This is a genomic window from Streptacidiphilus jeojiense (assembly GCF_000719095.1).
Classification (GTDB): domain Bacteria; phylum Actinomycetota; class Actinomycetes; order Streptomycetales; family Streptomycetaceae; genus Streptacidiphilus; species Streptacidiphilus jeojiensis.
This window is the reverse complement of the sequence record NZ_JOEH01000009.1, coordinates 207,645-228,226: the sequence shown is the minus strand read 5'-3', so window position 1 is coordinate 228,226 and position 20,582 is coordinate 207,645. Positions and strand designations below refer to the sequence as shown.

Below are 20,582 nucleotides of genomic sequence, written 5' to 3'. Positions count from 1 at the left end.
CCGGGTGGCCGGGCTCACCCTCCCGGCCGGATTCACCCGAACGGTCCCCGGTACGACCAGCGAAGATGCACTGCATCGCATCAGTGAGATACGTTCGGGCGGTGACCGACGACTACCTCTCCCGTATCGGCAAGCTCGTCCGTGCTGCCCGGACGCACAAGGGCTGGACCCAGACACAGCTCGCCGTCGCCCTCGGCACCACCCAGAGCGCCGTGGCCCGGATCGAGTCCGGTGGCCAGAACATCGGCCTGGACCTGGTCGCCCGGATCGGCGAAGCACTCGACAGCGAGATCGTCTCGCTGGGCGTCGCGGGCCCGATGAACCTGCGGGTCGTCGGCGGGCGCACGCTGTCCGGCGCGATCGACGTCCGCACCAGCAAGAACGCCTGCGTGGCACTGCTCTGCGCCTCGCTGCTGACCACCGGCCGGACCACGCTGCGCGGCGCGGCCCGGATCGAGGAGGTCTACCGCCTGCTGGAGGTCCTCGCCAGCATCGGGGTGCGGCACCGCTGGATCAACGACGGCACCGACCTGGAGATCACCCCGCCGGCCACCCTCGACCTCTCCGCCATGGACGAGGACGCGGCCCGCCGCACCCGCAGCATCCTGATGTTCCTCGGCCCGCTGCTGCACCGCGCCGACCGCTTCGAGATCCCCTACGCCGGCGGCTGCGACCTGGGCACCCGCACGGTCCAGCCGCACCTGTCGGCGCTGCGCCACTTCGGCCTCCACGTCAGCGCCACCACCGGCACCTACCGGGCCACCGTGGAGCGCGACGTGGAGCCGCAGCGGGCGATCGTGCTGACCGAGCGCGGCGACACCGTGACCGAGAACGTGCTGCTCGCCGCCGCCCGCCACCCCGGCACCACGGTGATCCGCAACGCCAGCGCCAACTACATGGTCCAGGACGTCTGCTTCTTCCTGGAGCGCCTGGGCGTGCACGTCGAGGGCATCGGCACCACCACCCTGATCGTGCACGGCCGCGCCACCATCGACGCCGACGTCGACTACGCCCCCTCCGAGGACCCGGTCGAGGCCATGAGCCTGCTCACCGCGGCGGTGGTCACCAACTCCGAGCTGACCATCCGCCGGGTCCCGATCGAGTTCGTCGAGATCGAGCTCGCCGTCCTGGACGAGATGGGCCTGGACTGCGACCGCAGCCCGGAGTACCCGGCCGACAACGGCCGCACCCGGCTGACCGACCTCACCGTGCACCCCTCCAAGCTGACCGCGCCGGTCGACAAGATCCACCCGATGCCGTTCCCCGGCATCAACATCGACAACCTGCCCTTCTTCGCCGCCATCGCGGCCTGCGCGCACGGTTCGACCCTGGTGCACGACTGGGTCTACGAGAACCGCTCGGTGTACCTGACCGAGCTCAACCGGGTCGGCGCCCACGTCCAGCTGATGGACCCGCACCGGGTGCTGGTCGAGGGCCCCACCCGGTGGCGCGCCGCCGAGATGATGTGCCCGCCGGCACTGCGCCCGGCCATGGTGCTGCTGCTGGCGATGCTGGCCGCCGAGGGCACCTCGGTGCTGCGCAACGTCTACGTCATCAACCGCGGCTACGAGGACCTGGCCGCCCGGCTCAACTCCGTCGGCGCCCAGATCGAGGTCTTCCGCGACATCTGATCCGGCGACATCGGATCCGGCAACATCGGATCCGCCAGCACCTGACCAACCGTCACCCGGCTCTGGCGATCCGCCGTCCGCGGCGGGACGCTGGAGCGGACGCGGGCTCGGCGTCCCGCGGTCGTGGGAGGTCGACGGGTGATGGCGGAGCGGGCCCGGGTGCGTGAGGGTGGGATCGTCATCATCGCGACCGTGTTCACGGTGATGGCGATCGGGGTCGCCATGCTGATCACCCGGGGGCATCGGGTCGGCATCGTCGGCGGCCTGCCGGGCCCGACCCCGGCGGCTGTGCCCTCCGCACCGGCCCGGCTGGTGCCGCCCGCAGCCCCCGCGCCGGCCCGCACCGTGGCCGGGACGTCGGCGGACGCCGTCCCGGCCGGCTTCCTCGGCACCTGGTCGGGGACCCTGGCCGACGCCGACGGATCCCGCGCCTGGGAGGACGCGGTCACCGTACGGCCCGGACCGGTCGGCGGCGCGTCCACCACCGCGCTGGCCCTGGACACCGCCGCGACCGGACCGCAGACCCCCTGCCCGACGGCCTGGACACTGCTCGGCGCCGACTCCCACCAGCTCACCTTCCGCAGCAGCCCGCTGCCCGGAAGCCCGGCCGGCTGCCCCACCGGAGCGGCCGAGCAGCTTCTCAGCCGGAACCCCGACGGCACCGTCACCCACTCCTCGGTGGACGCCGCGACCGGGTCACCGACCCTGACCGGTGTGCTGGACCAGGGGCCCTGATCTGGCTCCCCGCGCGTTCAGGCCCGCAGACGGGCCAGGACCGAGCCGAGCGCCCGGTGCACCGCCTCCCGGGCCGGGCCGGTGTGGTCGATGGTCTCGAACCCGTGGTGCCCCAGCGGCACGTCCACCACCTCCACAGCGGCGCCGACGTCCTCCGCCGCGGCCAGGAACTCGGCGACCGTGGCCGCGATCCCCGGCTGCTCCAGCTCCACCCGGGTCAGCACGATCGGCAGCCGACCGGCCCCGCGCACCGTGGCCGCCGGGCGGAACCGGGACTCGGACAGCCCCCAGGCCGGCAGCGGTGCCAGGATCGGATAGGTCGCCGCCACGCACCGCAGCCAGGCCGGGGGCGCCGCCAGCCAGTCCGCCGACAGCAGCCCGCCGCCGGAGAAGAACCACAGCGCGATGCGCTCGCCGTCGACCCGCGGATCGGCCCGCACCAGCTCCACCGCCTCGGCGACGTCCTCGGCGGCCCGCCCGTAGTCGCCGAGGCCGTACAGCCGGTGGTCCAGCGTCACGGCGACCGCCCCCAGCGCCGCGGTCTGCCGGGCGTAGCCGAGGAAGGTCTCCGAGTCCCGTGGCGTGGGCCGCAGTTCGGGGGAGATCGGTCCGCCGTGGACGAACACCACGGCGGGGCGGGGGCCGACGCCGTCGGCGAGGTCACCGGGCAGATGCAGGTCGACCCGGCCGACCCGCTCCCGCGTCTGCGCTCCCTCCGGCGGGTCCAGCAGGAAGCGGCCCGACCGGGCCGGGCCCTCGGCGGCGGCCGGGGCCAGCCGCCGGCCCTCCCCCGCCGCGGCCCGGAGCAGGACGGCGGCCAGTTCGTCCGGGCAGGAGAGCATCGGCCAGTGGCCGGTGGCGAGTTCGAAGAAGCCCACCCGGGGGTCGGTCAGCCCCTGGAAGCGCGGGTCGCCGAACCACAGCACCGTCTCCACCAGGGCGATGCTGGAACCGTTGGCGGTGCAGAGGATGCCGCTGGTGGGCAGCTTGGCACCGGCCCCGGTGAGCCGGAGCGGCTGGGTCAGCGTGCCCACCGGCTGCGGCGCGGCCAGCCGGGTCAGTCGGTCCAGCGCCTCCTCGGGGACGCCGTCGGTGCTGCCGCGCAGCGCCCACTCCTCCCTGGTCGGCGCCGGCACCCGCCAGCCGGCGCCGCTCTCCCCCGCCTGCCGCAGCATCCGCTCCCGCACCGCCTGGTCCGGCACCAGGTCCAGCACCGACTCCCCGTCCAGCGGCAGACCGGCGTCCAGGTGGACCACCCTGGTGATCCGCTCCGGGCGCCGGTCGGCGGCGCCCAGCACCGCGTGGATGCCGGTGTCGTGGCCGACCAGCACCAGGTCCGGGGCGTCCACGTGGTCGATCAGCTGCACCAGGTCCTCGATGTGGGTGTCCAGGTCGGTGCCGGGACCGGCCAGGTGCCGGCGGTCCCCCAGCCCGGTGAGCGTGGCCGGGAACACCTCCGCCCCCGACTCCCGCAACCGGGCGGCGACCTCGCGCCACACCCACCCGCCCACATGGCTGCCCGACACCAGCACCAACGCCGTCATGACTACCTCCTCGGATGTCCCGCTCCCGGGCTCACCGGTACCGTAGGAACTCCCCCTGAGGGAGGTTCAAGCCTTGTCGCCCGACGACCTGTGGAGCATCGGGGAACTCGCCGAACATGCCGGCGTCACCGTCAAGACCGTCCGCTTCTACTCCGACCAGGGCCTGCTCCCCGAGGCCCGCCGCAGTTCCGGGGGCCACCGCCGGTACGGGCCCGAGGCGCTGGAACAGCTCCGGCTGATCCGCTCGCTGCGCAGCCTGGACCTGCCGGTCTCCGAGGTGGGCCGGATCCTGGGCCGGGAGGACGCGGCACGGGAGGACGCGCTGGAGGACGCCGTCGCCGGGCAGCTGCGCGAACTCGGCTCGCAGCTGGCGGCGCTGCGCTGGCGCGAGGCCGCGCTGCGGCTGCTGCGTGACTGCAGCGCCGAGGAGCGCGCCGACCGGTTGCGGCTGATCGGCGCGGTCGCCGCGCCACCCAGCACCGCTCCGCTGGCACGGTTCTGGCGCTTCCTGCTGCCCGCACGGCTCCCGGCCCGGCTGCGGAGCGCGATCATCGACGCGGCGGTGCCGCAGCCGCCGACCGATCCGTCGCCGGCCCAGGTGCTGGCCTTCGCCCGGCTGCACGCCCTCACCACCGGTGTCCGCCTGGACAGCGACCTCTGCCGCCCGGAGTTCCGCTGCGCCCCTGACAAGTACCGCCCGGCCGTGCTCTACGACGGGCTCGGCGAGGCCTACGCCCTGGCCGCCGCCGATCTGCGGGCCGGGCGGTCACCCCAGCAGGGCGGGGCGCTGGACTGCTTCGTGGCGGCCCACGCCGCCGCGGGCGGCACGGCGGACAGCCCCGCCTTCCGGCAGAAGCTCAGCAGCATCCTGGTGCTGTCCGCCGACCCGCTGGTCGACCGGTACTGGCAGCTGGCCGGCGAACTGGTCAGCCCGCCCGCCGGCCCGGCGGAGCCGACCATGGGCTCCGCCCACGACTGGCTCCGCGCCGCGCTTGACGACCAGCTCGCCGGGGCGGGTTGACCTCGACCTCGACGCCCGGCCGGCGGACGGCTGTTCTGTTCCGCTGTTCTGTTCCGCCGACGGTTATGCGGAGAAGTCCGGTACGGCGCCCCTGGGGGCGGCCGAGCGGCCCTTGGGCTCCTCCCACTCCTCCTGGCGGCCCAGCGCGGTCATGTCCAGGAAGGCGTAGGCGCCGCCGAGTTGCTCGGCGCCGCGGGCGAAGGACGAGTAGGTGTGGAAGACCGCGTCGCCGTCCCGCAGGAAGCAGCTGTACCCGGGCATCTCCGTGGGCCCCTCCAGCATCCAGCCGGCGCCGGTCCGGGCCAGCTCGGCCGCGTCGCGGTAGTTGTACTGCACCGGCGCCACCGCCGGGTCCAGCGAGACGTGGAAGTCGTAGTTGAAGTCGCTGCCGTACGAGGAGTACCAGGGCAGCGACCAGCCCCGGCGGGCGCGGTACTTCTCGATCTTCTCCAGCGGGGTGCGCGAGACCAGCACGAACCCGGTCTCACGGACCCGCAGATGGGCCAGGAGCGCTTCGGGGATCTCGTCGATGCCGGCACTGCAGCTGGAGCAGGCGTCCTCCCAGGCCGGGTCGAACATGACGTGCTGGACGATCAGTTGACGGCAGCCGTCGAACAGTCCGGCCAGCGTTACCGGTCCGTGCACCGAGTCGAAGGTGTACTGCTTCTCGACCCTGACCATCGGCAGCCGCCGCCGGTCGGCGTTCAGCTCGTCCCGCGCCCTGGTCAACTCCTTCTCCTTGACCAGCAGTTCCTTACGGGCCTGGAGCCACTGCGCCCTGGTGGTGATCTCCGGCAGGCTCATGGTGCTGTCCTCTCTGCAGAGTGCTTCTGCAGAGAGGGACCGGACCTGGGCCCGGAACTCATCGGTCTGCCCAAGAGTGCCCCGGCGGAGCTGCTACCGGCCGGTGGCGCTCGGCGTGGCCGAACTGCCGTTCACGGCAGCGGCGGTGGACGCCGACGACGGGGAGGTCGCCGAGGGCACCGCGGCAGCGCCGGCGCGGGACGTGGGCACCGAGGTCGCCCGGACCGGGCGGTGCGTCGGCGAAGGCGACGCCGAGGCCGATGCGGTCGGGCTCGCCGACGCGGAGGCCGTCCGACGGGGGTCGTCTCGGGTCGGTGAAGGCGCCGCCGAGGAGGACGCCGGGGCGGTCGCGGCCGGCATCGGCGCGGCCGGGACCACCCGCACCGGGGCGGCCGGGGTGCCGGCGCCGGACAGCAGCAGCGGGGTGATCACCGCGGCGGCCAGGGCCAGCACGAGTCCGCCGCCGGCCGCGGTACGCCGCCGGCGCCTGCGCACCGCGCTGCGACGGATGTGTTCGAACGCGCCGGGTGGCGGCAGCAGGACCACCGGGCCGGGTCCGAGCAGCGCCGCCAGCCGGTCGTCACGCTCCTCGTCCGGCTCCTCAATGGGTGTGATCAAGGTGTCCCCCAAGCCTGCTGCGCAGTAGTTCCCGTGCCGCGTGGAGATCGGCCTTGACTGTCCCTTCCTTACGCCCCGTCAGCACGGCCACCTCCCGGATCGGCAGATCAGCGTAGTAGTACAGCAGCACCGGGGTGCGCAGCCGCAGCGGCAGCGACTGGACCAGCAGCCGGACCGAGGGGTCGGCGCCCTCCTCCCGCTGACCGCTCAGCACGGCCTCGGCGGTCACCCGGCGCATCGCCCGCCGCTCCCGCTCCGTCCTGCGCCAGTGGTCGCGGACCAGGTTGGCCGCGGTGACGTAGAGGAAGCCGCGCGGCTCGTCCACCTTGGTCCAGCGCGCCCACAGGCGGGTGAACGCCTCGGCGGCGATCTCGTGGGCGGTGCCGTCGTCATCGGTCAGACGACGGCACCACCCGGCGAGGGCCGGGTAGAGGGCGGCGAACAGCTCGGACGCCGCGGTGTCCTGTGACCGGCTCAACGCTCTCCATGGGTCGTGGTGCGGGTGTCTCTGCTGTGCGGGTGTCTCTGTGCGCGGGTGTCGTTACTGCTCGGCGGTCAGTGCGGCGTAGACCACCACGTTGTCGAGGTAGCCGTGCCCGGTGCTGTCCCTCGGGCCGCCGCAGGTGATCAGACGCAGTTCCGGGCGGTCGACGTTCCCGTAGACGGCAGCCGTCGGGAACTCGGCCTTGGCGACGGTCTGCACCTTGTACACGGTGAAGGCCGCCGACGCGCCGTCCTGGAGCCGCGCCACCACCCGGTCGCCCGGCCTGAGCCGGGAGAGGTGCAGGAACACGCCGTTGCCGTACTGACCGACGGTCACATGGGCCAGGATCACCGAGGGGCCGACCTGACCCGGCGTCGGCGAGTTCCGGTACCAGCCGGCCGGTGCGTTCGCCTCGATCGGCGGCACCTGGACGCTCCCGTCGGCCGCCAGCCCGAGCCGCATCACCGAGGTGTCCACCCCGATGCTCGGGATCTGCAGCCGAACCGGGACCGAGGCGGCGAGGGCCTTCGGCGCCGTCGACGGTGCGGCGGCAGCGGACGACGGTGGCGTACTCGGCGCCGTCGAAGCGGACCCGGCCCCGGACGGCCCGGTCCCCTCCCCCGCCCGCACCGCCGCCGTCCCGCTGCCGCAGCCGGAGACCAGCAGCACCGCGACCACGCCGGTGAGCAGTGCCCGCACGCTCTTCGTCGGCAAGATCAGCCCTGGGTCCTGGCCCGGCGGCGCAGCAGCACCACGCCCGCCCCGCCGACCAGGAGCGCTCCGGCCGCGGCGGCACCGGTCACCGCGGCGGTGTCGCCACCACCCTGGGCGGCCACCACACCGGTGTCCGGAGCGCCCTTCGGCACGGCGCCGACCTGGCCCGACGCGACGGCGCTGGGCGCCCGGGTCGGCCTGGCGGACGCCGACGGGACAGCGGTGGAGCCGTCCCGGGTGGCACTCGGGGTCGCGGAGACGGTGCCCGCCGCCGCCGGGGACGCCGAGGCGGTCGGCGAGGCCGACCCGGCGGCGTTCGCGGACCCGGCCCCGGCCAGCACCGCGGCGCAGGCGAGGAGCGCGGCGGTGAACACACCGGCGCGGCCGGTACGGGCTGAACGAGCTGTACGCATGAGGGCTCTCTCTCGTCGGCCCGGGCCGCCGGGGTGGCGTGCGCCGGGCTGCGTTGCTGAACGGGAGGAGAGACGACACAGCCCGGGGACAGGTTGTAAAGAGATGGCAAAGTCCTGGAGCGGCCGTCGGGGCGCGAACCCTGGACAGTGCGCCACCGCTGGTCCAGGCTTCTCCGTCATGACCACCCCCACGGCCGGCCCGGCGCAGCCACCCCGACAGCTGTACGAGGCCGTCACCGCGACCGCGGCGGACATCGCCGCACTGCTGGCCTCCGGCGCCGACCCGACCGCCCGCGTCCCCCGCTCCACCTGGAACCTCGGGGAGGCCGCGGCACACCTGGCGCTGGCCAACGAGCTGATGGCGGAGCTGGCGGCGGGGGTCGACCGCCCCTACGGGGACGGGACCCCGGGGAGTCTGGCCGCCGCCAACGAGGACTCCCTGGCCTGGTTCACCCAACGCGATCCCGCGGTCCTGGGCGGGATCGTGGTCGAGCAGGCGCAGGCCTTCGTGGCCGCCGCCGAGCAGCGCCCCGGCGACCTGCCGGTGCTGACCCCGATGGGTCCGCTGGACCTGGACACGCTGGGGTCCTACCTGCTGACCCATATGCTCGGCCACGGCTGGGACCTGGCCCGGGCACTGCGCCGACCGCACATGATCGACCGTCAGCGGGTGGAGCTGTGCCTGCCGTTCCTGGTCACGGCGATGCCCCGGGTGCTCGACCACGACCGGGCCGACCGGCTGGACGCCGTCTACGAGCTGCGACTGCGCGGCGGCGGGCCGCGCTACACCGCCGCCTTCGCCGGGGGCACCCTCACCGTCACCGCGGGACCGGCGCAGCGGCCGGACTGCACCATCGTCACCGAGCCGGTGACCTTCCTGCTGATCGCGCTGGGACGGTGCTCCCCCTGGGGCGCGATCGCCCGTGGCGGGATCCTGGCCTGGGGCCGCAGGCCGCAGCTCGCCCCCGCCTTCCCGCGCTGCTTCCGGGCGCCCTGAGCCGACCGCCACAACGGCGGAACGCCCCGGGAACGACGCGAAGCCCCCCGAGGGGGGCTCCGTCGTCGGGCGACCGGACGCGGCTGCCGGGTTCAGGCGGCCGCCCGGTCCAGCACCGGCGCGGGCACGGACGCCTCGCCGACGAGCGGGGCCTCTGACTCGCCGACCCCGGCCTTGCCGTTGCGCATCAGCACCAGCGCCAGGGCGGCGGCGACCAGCACCCCGCAGGCGCCGACCACGAAGCTCGCGGACATCGCCGAGGTGAAGGCCTCCCGGGCGGCTGCGGCCAGCCCGCCGTCACCGGTGCTCGCGGCCAGCGACAGCGCCGCGGCGACCGAGTGGCGGGCGGCCTCGGGGGCCGAGCCGGGCATGTGGCCGGTGAAGGTGCCGGAGAGGACGGTGCCCAGGACGGCGACCCCCAGCGCGGCCCCGGCCTGCTGCACGGTGTCGTTGAGCGCCGAGCCGACCCCGGCGTGCTCGGCGGGGATCGCGCTCATCAGCGCCGTGGTCGCGGCCGGCATCGCCAGTCCGGCGCCCGCGCCGATCAGCATCATGCCCAGGGCGACCATCCCGAATCCGGCATGCACCGAGAGGGTGGTCAGCGCCCCGAACCCGGCGGCGATCACCAGCAGACCGGCGACGGTGATGGTGCGGTTGCCGATCTTCGCGCCCAGGGTGGCGCCGAGGGAGTTGAAGACCAGGGCGGCGACGGCCAGCGGGGCGAAGGCCACTCCGGTGCGCACGGCCGAGTAGCCGAGCACGAACTGCAGGTACTGGGTCAGCACCAGCATCAGCCCGCCGTTGGCGAAGGTGACCAGGACCAGCGAGAAGCTGGAGGCGCTGAACACCCGGTTGCGGAACAGGCTCAGCGGCGCCATCGGCGACTCGACCCGGGTCTCCCAGACCCCGAAGGAGACCAGGCTCGCCAGGGTCACCGCGATGCCGGCCAGGATCCCCGGACGGGTCAGGCCCTCCCGGGCCGCCTCGATGATCGTCCACACCAGCGCGGTCATGCCCACCATCGACAGCACCATGCCCAGCGGATCGGCCTTGCGCGCCGGACCCTTGGACTCCGGCATCAGCACCACCGCGGCGACGATGGCGACAGCGGCGACCGGGACGTTCATCAGGAAGATCGCACCCCAGGAGAAGTGGGCGATCACGACGCCGCCGACCACCGGGCCGCCGATCAGGCCGATCATGGACGCGCCACCCCAGATCGCGAAGGCCTTGCGCAGTTCCTCGGCGTCGAACACGGTCATCAGGATGGACAGCGTGCTGGGCATCACCAGCGCGCCGCCGACGCCCATCAGCACCCGGCCCGCGATCAGTTCGGCGGGGCTCGCGGCGAGCGCCGCCAGCAGCGAGGCGCCTCCGAAGAGGGAGAGCCCGATGATCAGCATCCGCCTGCGCCCGAACCGGTCGGCCAGACTGCCCGCGGTGAGCAGCATCCCGGCGAAGACCAGGATGTAGGAGTCGATGATCCACTGGATGTCCTGGGCGCTCGCCCCGAGGCTGTCGGCGATGGTCGGGACCGACACCGTCAGCACCATGTTGTCGATGACCAGCACCAGCGCGCTGAGGCAGAGCACCACCAGGATCACCCAGCGGCGCGGGTTGCGCGCCGCCTGCCGGCCTTCCGGCGACCCCTGTGATTCCGGCGATTCCTGCGATTCCTTCGTCATATCCATGATCGAACCCCTCCGGGACATCTGACCGTACAGCGTGCGCTTCGCCGCACACTGTTCGCTACTCCGCACACTGTACGGTCGCCGCACGGTGTGCGCAAGGGCGTACGCTGTGCGGCAGCAGTAGTCGAGAAGCACGAGAAGCAGCGGACAGATCGAGGAGGCGGCATGTCGGCCGACCAGCAGGGACTTCCGTCGGTGTGGACCCGTCCGCAGCGATCGCGCCGGGACCAGCCGGCCCTCAGCCGGGACCAGATCGTGTCGGCGGCCCTGGAACTGCTGGACGCCGAGGGCATCGACGCCCTGAGCATGCGCAAGCTCGGCACCCGGCTGAACGCCGGCGCCACCTCGATGTACTCGCACGTGGCCAACAAGGACGAGCTGATCGAACTGGTCGTGGACGAGGTCTACGGCGAGATCGACCTCACCGGCATCGACAGCTCCACCGACTGGCGCACGGCGGTGACCCGCCTCGCCCACGGCCTGCGGAACGGCTTCCTGCGGCACCCCTGGATCGCCTCGGCACTCGGCCAGGTGGGCATGGCGGCGCTCGGACCGAACCTGCTGCGGCTGTCCGAAGCGCTGCTGGGGGTGTTCGAGGAGGCCGGCTACTCGCTGCAGGCGGCCGAGCAGGGGATGAACACGGTCAGCGCCTATGTCATCGGCGTGGCCTCGACCGAGGCGGCCACGCTGGCCCTGCTGGCCCGCAGCGGCCAGAGCCAGCAGGAGTGGGTGGAGCGCTTCTGGCCGGTCGCCGAGCAGGCGGTCCAGGGTTATCCGCGGCTGCGCAGGCTCTACGCGGCGCAGCGCGAGGGCTTCGACGTCGACAGCACCCGGGGTGACAGCTTCGACGAAGGGCTCGCCTGCATCCTCGACGGCCTGGAGGCCCGGCGGCGGCTCGGCGACGGGTGACCGGAACGCCGCGGGCCCCGACCGCCCACTGGCAGGTCGGGGCCCTCACTGCGTGCGCCTACTGACGCCCCGTCACCAGGGTGACGGCGCCGGCGGGACGACCACCGTGGGACGGTCGTCGCAGGTGATGGTGTTCGGCAGCTCCCAGGGGGCCAGCCAGGGCCCGGTGGTGCCGCCGCCGGTGTTGCCGCCGAGGTCGGTCAGCGAGAACTCCGACCCGGCAGCGGTGAAGTTGAACGATCCGCAGTTGTTGACGCCGACCGCGCCGACGTTGCGGGCGACCACGTTCTGGAAGGTCGCGGACCCGGCGGTCCTGGCGCTGACCACGTCGGTGCCGGTGCCGTCGACCTTGATGTCCTTGAAGTGGACGTTGGTGATGGAGTACTGGTCCTTCACCGGGAAGTCGGTGACCAGCATGATCGCGTCATAGGTGTTGTCCAGGAAGTTGTCCCCGGTCACCTCGATGTCCGCGTTGATGTTCTTCTCCAGCGCGTAGAACCAGATGGCGCCCAGGCCGATGTTCCAGTTCAGCTCGTAGGTCCCGGCCCTGACCGTGGTGTTGCCGGTGATCCAGAGGTGTCCGGTGAACGCCTCGGAACCGAAGCGGGAGCCGACCTGGATGCCGCTGCCCTCCCGGATCGGGTCGGCGATCAGGTTGTTCGACACGGTGTTGTCGGTCCCGCCGTAGATCGCGATGCCGTTGGCCAGCACCGGCGTCTGGACGGTGTTGTGGTCGAAGGTGTCGTTGGCGTCCTCGGTCTTCTCGGACCACATGGCCAGCGCGTCGTCACCGGTGTTGCGGACGAAGTTGTTGGAGACCACCGAGTCGGTCACGCCGGTGTGGAAGTTGATGCCGTCGGCGATCTGGTCGACGATCGTGTTGTTCGTGATCCTGAGGTTGGTCATCGGCCCGTCGAACCACATCCCCACCTTGGTGTGCTGGATGTAGAGGCCGTCGATGGTGGAGTTGCTCAGCGCGCCGCCGATGCCGTTCACCTGGTCGGTGTCGATGCGCTCGCGGACGTCGCCCTCGATCGCGAAGCCGGACAGGTGGACGTTGGTGCTGCCGCCGACCGAGGCGTCCTTGCCGTAGAAGCCGACGCCGGTGTGGATCGAACCGTCCGGCGCCGGGGTGCTCAGGGTGACCTGGTGGCCCTTGATGACGGTGTACCAGCTGCCGGCGCCCTCGATGGTGACGTTGTCCACGATGATGTGGCGGTTCACCTGGTAGGTGCCCGGCGGGATGTACACCTTGAGGTGGGTCCGCTGGGCGAAGGCGATGGCCCGGTCGATGGCGTCGGCCGAGTCGCGCCGCCCGGTCGGGTCGGCGCCGAAGGCCAGCACGTTGGCTGCGATCAGGTCGACCTTGGGCGGGGCCACCAGCTGGGAGTCCATCAGGTCGATGACGGTGGCCGAGGCGTCGCTCCCGGCGGGCACCGCCAGCCGGATCTTGTCACCGGCCTTGTAGGTGCGCCCCAGCAGCAGCCGCTGCTCGTCGTAGAAGTGGTTGGGGCGGAACGGGGTGGTGATCACCGGGGCCGGGGTGGTCTGGTCCGGCACGCAGGAGCACTCGGTGATCCACCAGTCCGGCTGCAGCAGGCCCGCGTTGGGGTCGTTGGAGAACGGGTACTGGTTGTAGAGCCAGGCGTACTGGGAGGTCAGCGTCATGGTGGTGCGGCTCTTGCCGTTGACCGTGACGTCCAGCGGCGCGGTGATGCCGCCGCCGTCCGGCGCGTCGGGGATGCTGTAGCGGACGTTGATCGCATTGGCCGCGCTGGGCAGGGTGAACTCGACGTACTGGCCCGGCTTCAGGCTGACCGCCGAGCGGCCGGACGCCTCGGCCGGCAGGGTGTAGGCGGCCGTGCTCGGGCCGATCACCGTGCCGTCGGTGGCGGCCTTCTCGGCCTCCTGCTCGGTGAAGCCCACCGTGGCGCCGGTACCGGCGACCAGCGCCGGGTCGAGCGCCGCCCGGGTGGCGGCGGGAACGCCGGCCGAACCGGCCGAACCCGCCGTGCCGACTGAACCGGCCGAACTCGCAAAGGCGGTGCCGCCGGGGGCGACACCGAGTCCCACAACGGCAGCGGTCACCGCTGCCACCGCCAACGCGGCCCTGATCGGTGGTCTGGCTGCCCGCCTTGCTGCGGCCCTGGTAGTGCTCCGTGACATCGGATGCTCATTTCTCGCGCACGAGTGAACGGTGGAGCGGACGCGTTGAGGGTGAGCCGACACTAGGGCCGCCGCGCGGCGAGCCACAAGGCTCATGCGGCATATTTTCGCAGTCCTGCTCCCAAACTTCGGACATCACTTGATTTTTTGCGCTCACCCCGTCAAAGCACGACTCCGGCGCGGGGACGGTGTGCGCGCCTTCCACAACGGGGAGAACGGGGCTGGGAACGTGGCTGGGAACGTGGGTCGCACAACGGTCCTACGGAGGATGGGCCGCTGATCCGTTGTAGCGCTAGGGTCAGGAATCAGACAGGAATCAGACACAGGATCGACATAGGGGGCAGCTTCGGATGGCGCCGGACGAGGCCGTGGTGGGCTGCATCGGGGTGCTGCTGGTGCACACCCGCGGCGCGGCCGGGCCCGGCGAGGTCCTGGTGCGCGTCAGGGGTGGTTCCGAGGCCTTTCTCGCCTGGTCGGCAGAGCCGCTGCCGAAGGGGGCTCCGGTCCTGGTGATCGAGTCCCGTGGCAGTCGCCAGGTCGATGTCATCGCATGGGCAGATCCGTTGGACGCGTTGGCCGGCGACGCCGGCGACGCCGGTTGAGGAGACGCGAAGGATGTTCGGTTACAGGGTTCCCGCCCCCGACGAGGCGATGCTGATCTCCGGTGGCAGGCGCGGTATGGGGGACGCGCCGTTCCGCGTGGTCACCGGACACGGGGCGTTCGTGCTCCCGGTGTTCCGGAAGACCCGCTTCCTGACCCTGGCGATGTGCGAGGCGGAGGTCGCCGAGACCTGCGTGACCCGCCAGGGCATCGCCCTGACGGTGAAGGCGGTGATCGCGTTCAAGGTCGGCAACGACAAGGAGAGCATCGTCAACGCCGGCCAGCGCTTCCTCTCCGACCAGGACCAGATGTCGATCCTGACCGGTCGGATCTTCGCCGGCCACCTGCGCTCCATCATCGGTTCGATGACCGTCGAGGAGATCGTGACGGAGCGCCAGAAGCTGGCCTCCGAGGTCCTGGAGACCTCCAAGACCGAGATGGGCACGATCGGCCTGACCGTCGACTCGCTGCAGATCCAGTCCATCGACGACGGCCAGACCGGCTACATCGCCGCCATGGCCGCCCCGCACAAGGCCGCCATCCAGCGGCAGGCCCAGATCGCCCAGGCGCTGGCCACCCAGCAGTCGGTGGAGGCGCAGCAGGCCGCCGAGCGGAACCAGGCCGAGTACGCCCGGCAGACCGCGGTGGTCCGGGCCCAGTACTCCGCCGAGGTGGACCGGGCCCAGGCCGAGGCCGCCCAGGCGGGACCGCTGGCCCAGGCCCACGCCCAGCAGGAGGTGCTCACCGCGCAGACCGAGCTGGCCCAGCGCGCCGCCGAGCTGCGCCAGCAGCAGCTGGTGGCCGAGATCGTGAAGCCCGCCGAGGCCGAGGCCGAGCGGATCAGGGTGCTGGCGCTGGCCGAAGCCAACCGGATGAAGATCCAGGCCGAGGCCGCCGCCTCGCACGACCGGGTGGCGCTGGACCGGATGCTGATCGACCAGCTGCCGCAGATCGTCAAGGAGGCCGCGGCCGGCCTCCAGGGCGCCAACGTCAACGTGCTCAACGGCGCCGACGGCCTGGGCGAGATCGCGGCCGGACTGGTCGGCCAGGGGCTGACCATCCTGGACTCGGTCCGGCAGAACCTCGGCACCTCCAACCGCGCCGAGAAGGAGGAGCGCGACAGCCGGGACGGGCAGGGCCCGCGCCCGCTGACCGGCCGCGTCGAGCTGGACTGACCAACCGGCGAACAGTCGCGAACGGTCGCCAACCTTCGCGAGCCGCCCCGGGCGGGCACCGATGAGCCCGGGGCGCTCCGGGGGTCTGTCCAGGTATGGACGCTCCCACTCCCGGACGGCTCGGATGGCTGCTGTGCGACGTCAGCGCACTGACCGACCCCGACCTCGCCGACCTCGGCGAACTGGCGCGACTGCAGCTCAGGGCCCGTCGCGCCGGTCGCGAGCTGCGCCTGGTCGGTGCGGGTGAGCGGCTGCGCGAACTGATCGCCCTGGTCGGGCTCTCGGAGCAGCTACCCCTGCTGACCGGTCCCTTCCTGCTCCAGCCGCGGCGGCAGCCCGAACAGTGGGAAGAGCACGTCCGTGTCGAGGAAGCTGTTCAGCCCGACGATCCGCCCGGCTGAGATCTCCAGCACCTGCAGCGCCCACGGCGCGTACCCGCCGTCCGGGGCGGGCCGGTACTGGCCGAAGGCCGGGGCGCCGTTGGCGACCACAGGTATCAGCCGCGATCCCCGGCAGCCGTGGCCGGGGCCCAGCATCCAGCCGCAGATCTCCTGCTGACCGCGCAGCCACATCGCGAACGGCGGCATCGACAGCACCGCGTCCTCGTGCAGCAGCAGCACCAGCCCCTCCATGTCGTAGTTCTCGAAGGCCCGGACGTAGCGGGCCAGCAGCGCCGCCTGCTCCTGGTCCAGCGGGCGGACCGGGTCGGTGTCGGCGGGCTCGCAGGCCGCCAGCGTCGACCTGGCCCGCTGCAATGCGCTGTTGACCGAGGCGGTACTGCTGTCGAGGAGTTCGGCCACCTCGCCGGCGTGCCAGCCGAGGACCTCACGCAGGATCAGCACGGCCCGCTGCCTGGGCGCCAGCCGCTGCAGCGCGGCGATGAACGCCAGCCGCACCGACTCCCGCTGGGCGGCCACCTCCGCCGGGTCCGCCGCCTCCGCCACCACCCGGCCGTCAGGGACCGGACCGATCCAGGTCACCTCGGGAAGGATCGCGTCCGAGGCCGTCGCCACCGTCACCGGACCGCCCAGATCCATCGGCCTGGCCCGGTTGCTGCGCCCCTTCAGCGCGTCCAGGCAGACATTGGTGGCGATCCGGTACAGCCAGGAGCGCAGCGAGGAGCGGCCCTCGAAGCGCTGGTGCCCGCGCCAGGCGCGGACCATGGTCTCCTGCACCGCGTCCTCGGCCTCGAAGACCGAGCCGAGCATGCGGTAGCAGTAGCCGGTCAGCTCCCTGCGGAACCGTTCGAGCTGGAGCTCCAGCGGCTGCTCCGGGGCATCGGTGTGTTCGGTGTGTTCGGTGTCTTTGGTGTCCTCGCTGGGCTCGGCGGTGGACGCCGTCGTCGTTGGCTCCGCCATGGGACCACCCCACTGTGGGTCGGGTCTGGTGTTGGTTCGGTCTGTCGCGGACCGGTTTGGGCCGACCCGACGAACGTATACCCGGCCACTGACAGCGGCCGTCCGAACGGGTGCGGTGACGGACTGTTGCAGGGCTGTGACGGGCGCCACACGAATGCCGGACGTTCATGGCCCACGCTCTAGTTGTGCACATACTGCTGACACCATCGGGGGGAAACTGATGCGAGCTCACCGCACTGCCGCCGTCGCACTCACCGCAGCGATCACCGGAAGCGCGCTGCTGCTCACCGGGTGCGCCGCCACCACCCGGACCTCCGTCGCCGCTGCCACGCCCGCCGGCGGTGCGTCCTCGGGTTCCTCGTCGCCGTCGGCGCCCTCGTCGCCGCCCGCCCCGAGCGGCTCCGCCACCGCATCCGCGACCGCCGCTGCCTCGGCCTCGGCCTCTGCCCCGGCCTCCGCCCCGGCCGCAGCCCCGCCTCTCAACGGCACCGCCGGCAGCCGGCTGACCATCAGCAACGGCACCACCAAGGTGGTGATGAACGGCACCGTGGTCGACTTCGGCACCGTGGTCCGCGACCTCGCCTGGTCCCCGGACGGCAGCAGGGGCGCCTTCATCGACGGCGCCGGCAACCTGGACACCGCCAACGCCGACGGCAGCGGGCGCGTGGTGGTCGCCCGCGCGCCCAGCGGCGAGAACTGGTCGCACCCGGTCTGGCGGGTCACCCAGCGGGACATGAGCATCGGCAGCCCCGGTCTGAACGAGATCCTCTTCGCCGCCTCCAAGGGCGGGACGCTACTGCTCAAGCAGGTGCCCTCGGCCGGCGGCACCCCGACCGCACTGGGCATCCCGCAGACCGACGGCGAGCCCGGTGTCGTCGGCAAGCCGCTGCCGCAGACCGGCAACGCCTGGCCGACCGCCGGCGGGAAGGTCAGCACCGTGCTGTACGCCAACGCCGGTACCGACAGCGTCTACATCCTGGACGACAACCTGCGCACCACGGCCGTGAAGCTGGGCACCGGCTCCGAGCCCGCGATGTCCCCGGACGGCGAGTCCGCCGTCTTCGTCCGCTCCGTCGGCGGCCACGACCACCTCTTCGAGGAGTCGGTGCAGGGCGACCGGATCGCCAGGGACCTCACCCCGAACGCCACCACCGACTACACCGAGCCCACCTGGTCGCCGGACAGCCGCACCATCGCCGTCCGCACGCCCGCCGGCGTCGCCACGCTCCCGGCCGACGGCTCCGCCGCGCCGACCGTGGTCTCCTCCTGGACCGGCCTGCCCGCATACCGGGGCTGAACCGCTACCGCGGCCGGGGACCGGTCGAACGACCGCCGAGTTCCGCCTCCAGCTCCGGGAGGTGGGACTCGGCGTTCTCGTGCGGCAGGAACTCCACCACGTCCAGGAAGCGGAACAGCACCTGGGTGCTGGTGACGGCGTACTCGTAGTCGGCGAAACCCACCACCGCGCCGGTGCCGCCCCGGGCGGCGCCGCGGACCGCATGGGCGGTCAGCTCGTCCGGCTGCTCCGCCGAGACCCCGCGCCTGGCGTTGGGCCGGGCCAGGTAGGGGCAGACCATCGAGGCGTACAGCATGCAGGCCCGGTGCCCGGGCCCCTCCGGCGTCGGCGCGAGATTGCGGTACGGGCGTCCCTCCGCCAGCGCCTCGGCGATCGCGGCGCTCTCGCCGGCGCCGACCACCCGCCAGACCGGTCCCCTGGGCATCAGCCGGTTGCAGACCGAGCACAGCCGGCCGTTGGCGCAGTCGGCCTGCCGCTGGTAGTCGGTGAGCGCGAACTGCGGCTGCCCGTCCTCCCAGGGAGTGATCGCGGGAACCGGGTAGCCGCGCGGATCGCGCGGCCTGGCCCGGACGGACGGCGGCATCGGAACGGCATCAAAGCGCACAGCCCATGCCTACCAGCCAGACGCCCCCGGGCACAGCGCAACAGCGGACCCGCTGCCGGACGGGGCCGACTACGCCAACTACGCCGACTGCTCCAGCCACCCCGCGCTGCGCCAGTTCTGGTGGCCGCCCTGGTGCTCCGCCTCGGAGCGCGCCTGCTCGGACGCCGTGGCGGGGTGCGCGGCCAGCGCCGACTCCAGGTCGGGGTGGACCGGCAGCCCGCGCAGTTCGGGTATCAGCGCGCTGCCCTCGCCGCCGGGCAGCGCGGCCAGCTCCACCGTCCGCTGCTGCACCGCCAGGCGTAGCACCGCGTCCCGCACCGCCGCCTGGCCCTGCGGGGACCATCCGTGCAGCGCCTTCAGGTCCACGATCAGGGTGCCGGTGCCGCGGGCCAGCGCCCAGCCGACCGCTCCGGCGAAACGCGGGACCGACTCGGCGCCGAGGTAGCCGGAGACCGCCAGCACGCCGACCGAGGGGCCGTCCTGGAAATGCCACTGGATCGTCATGGGGGCCTCCGGCGCAGGTGGGGGGGACGTGCGGGACATGCCGTTCGGCACTGCTTCAGTGGTTCCGGCCGCCGAGGTAGAGCAGCAGCATCACGAAGCCGGCGAACACATGGAAGCCAATCACATAGATCCCGGCGCGGATCCAGACCCCCTTGCTGGACCGCCGTCCACCGCCCTCGGAGCCGTCGTCCTCAACAACGCTCATCGCGATAGTCCCCGCTGGTCTCCTGGTGCGTCCTGGACTGTCGAGCGTATCCCAGCGGGGCGCGTCCGGGCCGGGCCGCAGCCCGGCCGTATCCTGTCGGAATGGCTCGAACCCGGCTGTACCGCAACGGCACCCTGGCCCTGGAGAACTTCCCAGCACAGGACATATCGGACTATGTGTGCCAGCCGGACTGCACCGTATGGCTGGATCTGTGCGATCCCGAGCCGGCCGACTTCGACCTGATCACCGAGGAGTTCGGCCTGCACGAGCTGGCCGTCGAGGACGCCAGGCACGACCACCAGCGGCCCAAGCTGGACCGCTACCGCACCCACCTCTTCCTGAGCGCCTACGCGGTGCACACCGAGCCGGGCGACGGGACGCTGGAGACCAGCGAGATCGCGGTCTTCGTCACAGCCAACGCGCTGATCACCGTCCGCAAGACCGGGCACTTCGACATGGACCGGGTGGTCGCCCGCTGGGACGACTCCCCCGACCTGGCCAAGGAGGGCGTCGGCTACCTGCTGCACGGGCTGCTCGACTACCTGGTCGACGGCCACTTCAACGCCGTGCAGGAGCTGGACGAGCGGATCGAGGAGCTGGAGGAGCTGCTCTTCGAGGACGGCCGGGCCGAGGTGCAGGCCGTCCAGCGGCGCTCCTTCGAGCTGCGTAAGAACCTGGTGCGACTGCGCCGGGTGGTGCTGCCCATGCGCGAGGTCGTCAACACCCTGCTGCGCCGCGACCTGCACACGGTCAGCGACGCGATGCTGCCGTACTACCACGACGTCTACGACCATGTGCTGCGGGCCACCGAGTGGACCGAGTCGCTGCGCGACCTGGTGAGCTCGGTGATGGAGACCAATCTCACGGTCCAGGGCAACCGGATGAACATGATCATGAAGAAGGTCACCAGCTGGGCCTCGATCATCGCGGTCCCCACCGCGGTCACCGGCTTCTACGGCCAGAACGTCCCCTACCCCGGCTTCGGCACCCACGCCGGCTTCTGGGCCTCCACCGTGGTGATGGTCGCCCTCTCGGTCACCCTCTACCTCGGCTTCAAGAAGCGGGACTGGATCTGACGGAACCCGGCCGCGGACCGTGCCGGGCTTGTCAC

Annotated in this window: 21 protein-coding genes; 9 read left to right on the top strand and 12 right to left on the bottom strand. The window is 72.4% G+C overall.

Annotation, left to right across the window (positions count from 1 at the left end):
* Positions 1-101: 101 nt before the first annotated feature.
* Together IF29_RS0113515 and IF29_RS0113510 are read left to right on the top strand one after the other, a co-directional pair.
* Positions 102-1,631, top strand: coding sequence for a UDP-N-acetylglucosamine 1-carboxyvinyltransferase (locus tag IF29_RS0113515; RefSeq protein WP_030253781.1), 1,530 nt, complete (start codon positions 102-104; stop codon positions 1,629-1,631).
* A 141-nt stretch (positions 1,632-1,772) separates the two neighbouring features.
* Positions 1,773-2,366 (top strand): hypothetical protein, encoded by a 594-nt coding sequence (locus IF29_RS0113510; RefSeq protein ID WP_030253780.1) that lies wholly within the window; start codon positions 1,773-1,775, stop codon positions 2,364-2,366.
* Between the two features lie 17 nt (positions 2,367-2,383).
* On the opposite strand, the gene IF29_RS0113505 is transcribed toward IF29_RS0113510, so the two are convergent.
* A complete protein-coding gene (locus IF29_RS0113505; RefSeq protein WP_030253778.1) occupies positions 2,384-3,910 on the bottom strand; it encodes an alpha/beta hydrolase in 1,527 nt (508 codons plus the stop codon).
* 73 nt (positions 3,911-3,983) lie between these two features.
* Here IF29_RS0113505 and IF29_RS0113500 point away from each other — a divergent pair, with 73 nt between their 5' ends.
* The gene (locus IF29_RS0113500; protein WP_030253776.1) at positions 3,984-4,931 is read left to right on the top strand and encodes a helix-turn-helix domain-containing protein; all 948 of its coding nucleotides are present in this window, start codon (positions 3,984-3,986) and stop codon (positions 4,929-4,931) included.
* Between the two features lie 63 nt (positions 4,932-4,994).
* Here the strand turns inward: IF29_RS0113500 and IF29_RS0113495 are convergent, their stop codons facing one another.
* The 5 genes from IF29_RS0113495 to IF29_RS0113475 all read right to left on the bottom strand — a co-directional run bounded on the left by IF29_RS0113495 (position 4,995) and on the right by IF29_RS0113475 (position 7,964).
* Positions 4,995-5,735 (bottom strand): DUF899 domain-containing protein, encoded by a 741-nt coding sequence (locus tag IF29_RS0113495; protein WP_030253774.1) that lies wholly within the window; start codon positions 5,733-5,735, stop codon positions 4,995-4,997.
* A gap of 93 nt (positions 5,736-5,828) precedes the next feature.
* Entirely contained in the window at positions 5,829-6,353 is a 525-nt protein-coding gene (locus IF29_RS0113490; RefSeq protein WP_051725267.1) for a hypothetical protein, read from the bottom strand.
* Positions 6,337-6,831: an RNA polymerase sigma factor gene (locus tag IF29_RS0113485; RefSeq protein WP_030253771.1), complete on the bottom strand. Its 495-nt coding sequence runs from the start codon at positions 6,829-6,831 to the stop codon at positions 6,337-6,339. Before IF29_RS0113485 ends, IF29_RS0113490 begins: the two co-directional genes overlap by 17 nt.
* 63 nt (positions 6,832-6,894) lie before the next feature.
* Positions 6,895-7,551: a class F sortase gene (locus IF29_RS0113480; RefSeq protein WP_037595124.1), complete on the bottom strand. Its 657-nt coding sequence runs from the start codon at positions 7,549-7,551 to the stop codon at positions 6,895-6,897.
* Positions 7,552-7,553: 2 nt separating this feature from the next.
* Positions 7,554-7,964, bottom strand: coding sequence for a hypothetical protein (locus IF29_RS0113475; protein ID WP_051725266.1), 411 nt, complete (start codon positions 7,962-7,964; stop codon positions 7,554-7,556).
* Positions 7,965-8,142: 178 nt separating this feature from the next.
* On the opposite strand from IF29_RS0113475, the gene IF29_RS0113470 reads away from it, so the two are divergent.
* Entirely contained in the window at positions 8,143-8,961 is an 819-nt protein-coding gene (locus tag IF29_RS0113470; RefSeq protein WP_030253768.1) for a maleylpyruvate isomerase family mycothiol-dependent enzyme, read from the top strand.
* Between the two features lie 92 nt (positions 8,962-9,053).
* On the opposite strand, the gene IF29_RS0113465 is transcribed toward IF29_RS0113470, so the two are convergent.
* Positions 9,054-10,646, bottom strand: a complete 1,593-nt coding sequence (locus IF29_RS0113465) for an MFS transporter (protein WP_030253766.1) — start codon at positions 10,644-10,646, stop codon at positions 9,054-9,056.
* Positions 10,647-10,817: 171 nt separating this feature from the next.
* Here IF29_RS0113465 and IF29_RS0113460 point away from each other — a divergent pair, with 171 nt between their 5' ends.
* Positions 10,818-11,561 carry a TetR/AcrR family transcriptional regulator C-terminal domain-containing protein gene (locus IF29_RS0113460; RefSeq protein ID WP_030253764.1) on the top strand — a complete coding sequence of 248 codons (744 nt, stop codon included), beginning with the start codon at positions 10,818-10,820 and terminating at the stop codon, positions 11,559-11,561.
* Between the two features lie 72 nt (positions 11,562-11,633).
* On the opposite strand, the gene IF29_RS0113455 is transcribed toward IF29_RS0113460, so the two are convergent.
* Entirely contained in the window at positions 11,634-13,727 is a 2,094-nt protein-coding gene (locus IF29_RS0113455; RefSeq protein WP_030253762.1) for a glycosyl hydrolase family 28-related protein, read from the bottom strand.
* 350 nt (positions 13,728-14,077) lie between these two features.
* On the opposite strand from IF29_RS0113455, the gene IF29_RS0113450 reads away from it, so the two are divergent.
* Together IF29_RS0113450 and IF29_RS0113445 are read left to right on the top strand one after the other, a co-directional pair.
* On the top strand, positions 14,078-14,329 hold the full coding sequence (locus IF29_RS0113450) for a hypothetical protein (protein WP_030253761.1): 252 nt from the start codon (positions 14,078-14,080) through the stop codon (positions 14,327-14,329).
* Between the two features lie 13 nt (positions 14,330-14,342).
* On the top strand, positions 14,343-15,503 hold the full coding sequence (locus tag IF29_RS0113445) for a flotillin family protein (protein ID WP_030253760.1): 1,161 nt from the start codon (positions 14,343-14,345) through the stop codon (positions 15,501-15,503).
* Positions 15,504-15,793: 290 nt separating this feature from the next.
* On the opposite strand, the gene IF29_RS0113440 is transcribed toward IF29_RS0113445, so the two are convergent.
* Entirely contained in the window at positions 15,794-16,861 is a 1,068-nt protein-coding gene (locus IF29_RS0113440) for a sigma-70 family RNA polymerase sigma factor (RefSeq protein ID WP_030253758.1), read from the bottom strand.
* A gap of 220 nt (positions 16,862-17,081) precedes the next feature.
* Here IF29_RS0113440 and IF29_RS0113435 point away from each other — a divergent pair, with 220 nt between their 5' ends.
* Positions 17,082-18,158 (top strand): TolB family protein, encoded by a 1,077-nt coding sequence (locus tag IF29_RS0113435; RefSeq protein WP_030253756.1) that lies wholly within the window; start codon positions 17,082-17,084, stop codon positions 18,156-18,158.
* 4 nt (positions 18,159-18,162) lie between these two features.
* Here the strand turns inward: IF29_RS0113435 and IF29_RS0113430 are convergent, their stop codons facing one another.
* From IF29_RS0113430 to IF29_RS46850, 3 genes are all read right to left on the bottom strand, one after another.
* Positions 18,163-18,741, bottom strand: a complete 579-nt coding sequence (locus IF29_RS0113430) for a hypothetical protein (protein ID WP_030253755.1) — start codon at positions 18,739-18,741, stop codon at positions 18,163-18,165.
* Positions 18,742-18,840: 99 nt separating this feature from the next.
* Positions 18,841-19,266: an STAS domain-containing protein gene (locus tag IF29_RS41875; protein ID WP_037595121.1), complete on the bottom strand. Its 426-nt coding sequence runs from the start codon at positions 19,264-19,266 to the stop codon at positions 18,841-18,843.
* A gap of 55 nt (positions 19,267-19,321) precedes the next feature.
* Positions 19,322-19,471: a DUF6126 family protein gene (locus IF29_RS46850; protein WP_198037442.1), complete on the bottom strand. Its 150-nt coding sequence runs from the start codon at positions 19,469-19,471 to the stop codon at positions 19,322-19,324.
* Positions 19,472-19,572: 101 nt separating this feature from the next.
* Here IF29_RS46850 and IF29_RS0113415 point away from each other — a divergent pair, with 101 nt between their 5' ends.
* The gene (locus IF29_RS0113415) at positions 19,573-20,547 is read left to right on the top strand and encodes a magnesium transporter CorA family protein (RefSeq protein ID WP_030253751.1); all 975 of its coding nucleotides are present in this window, start codon (positions 19,573-19,575) and stop codon (positions 20,545-20,547) included.
* Positions 20,548-20,582: the final 35 nt, after the last annotated feature.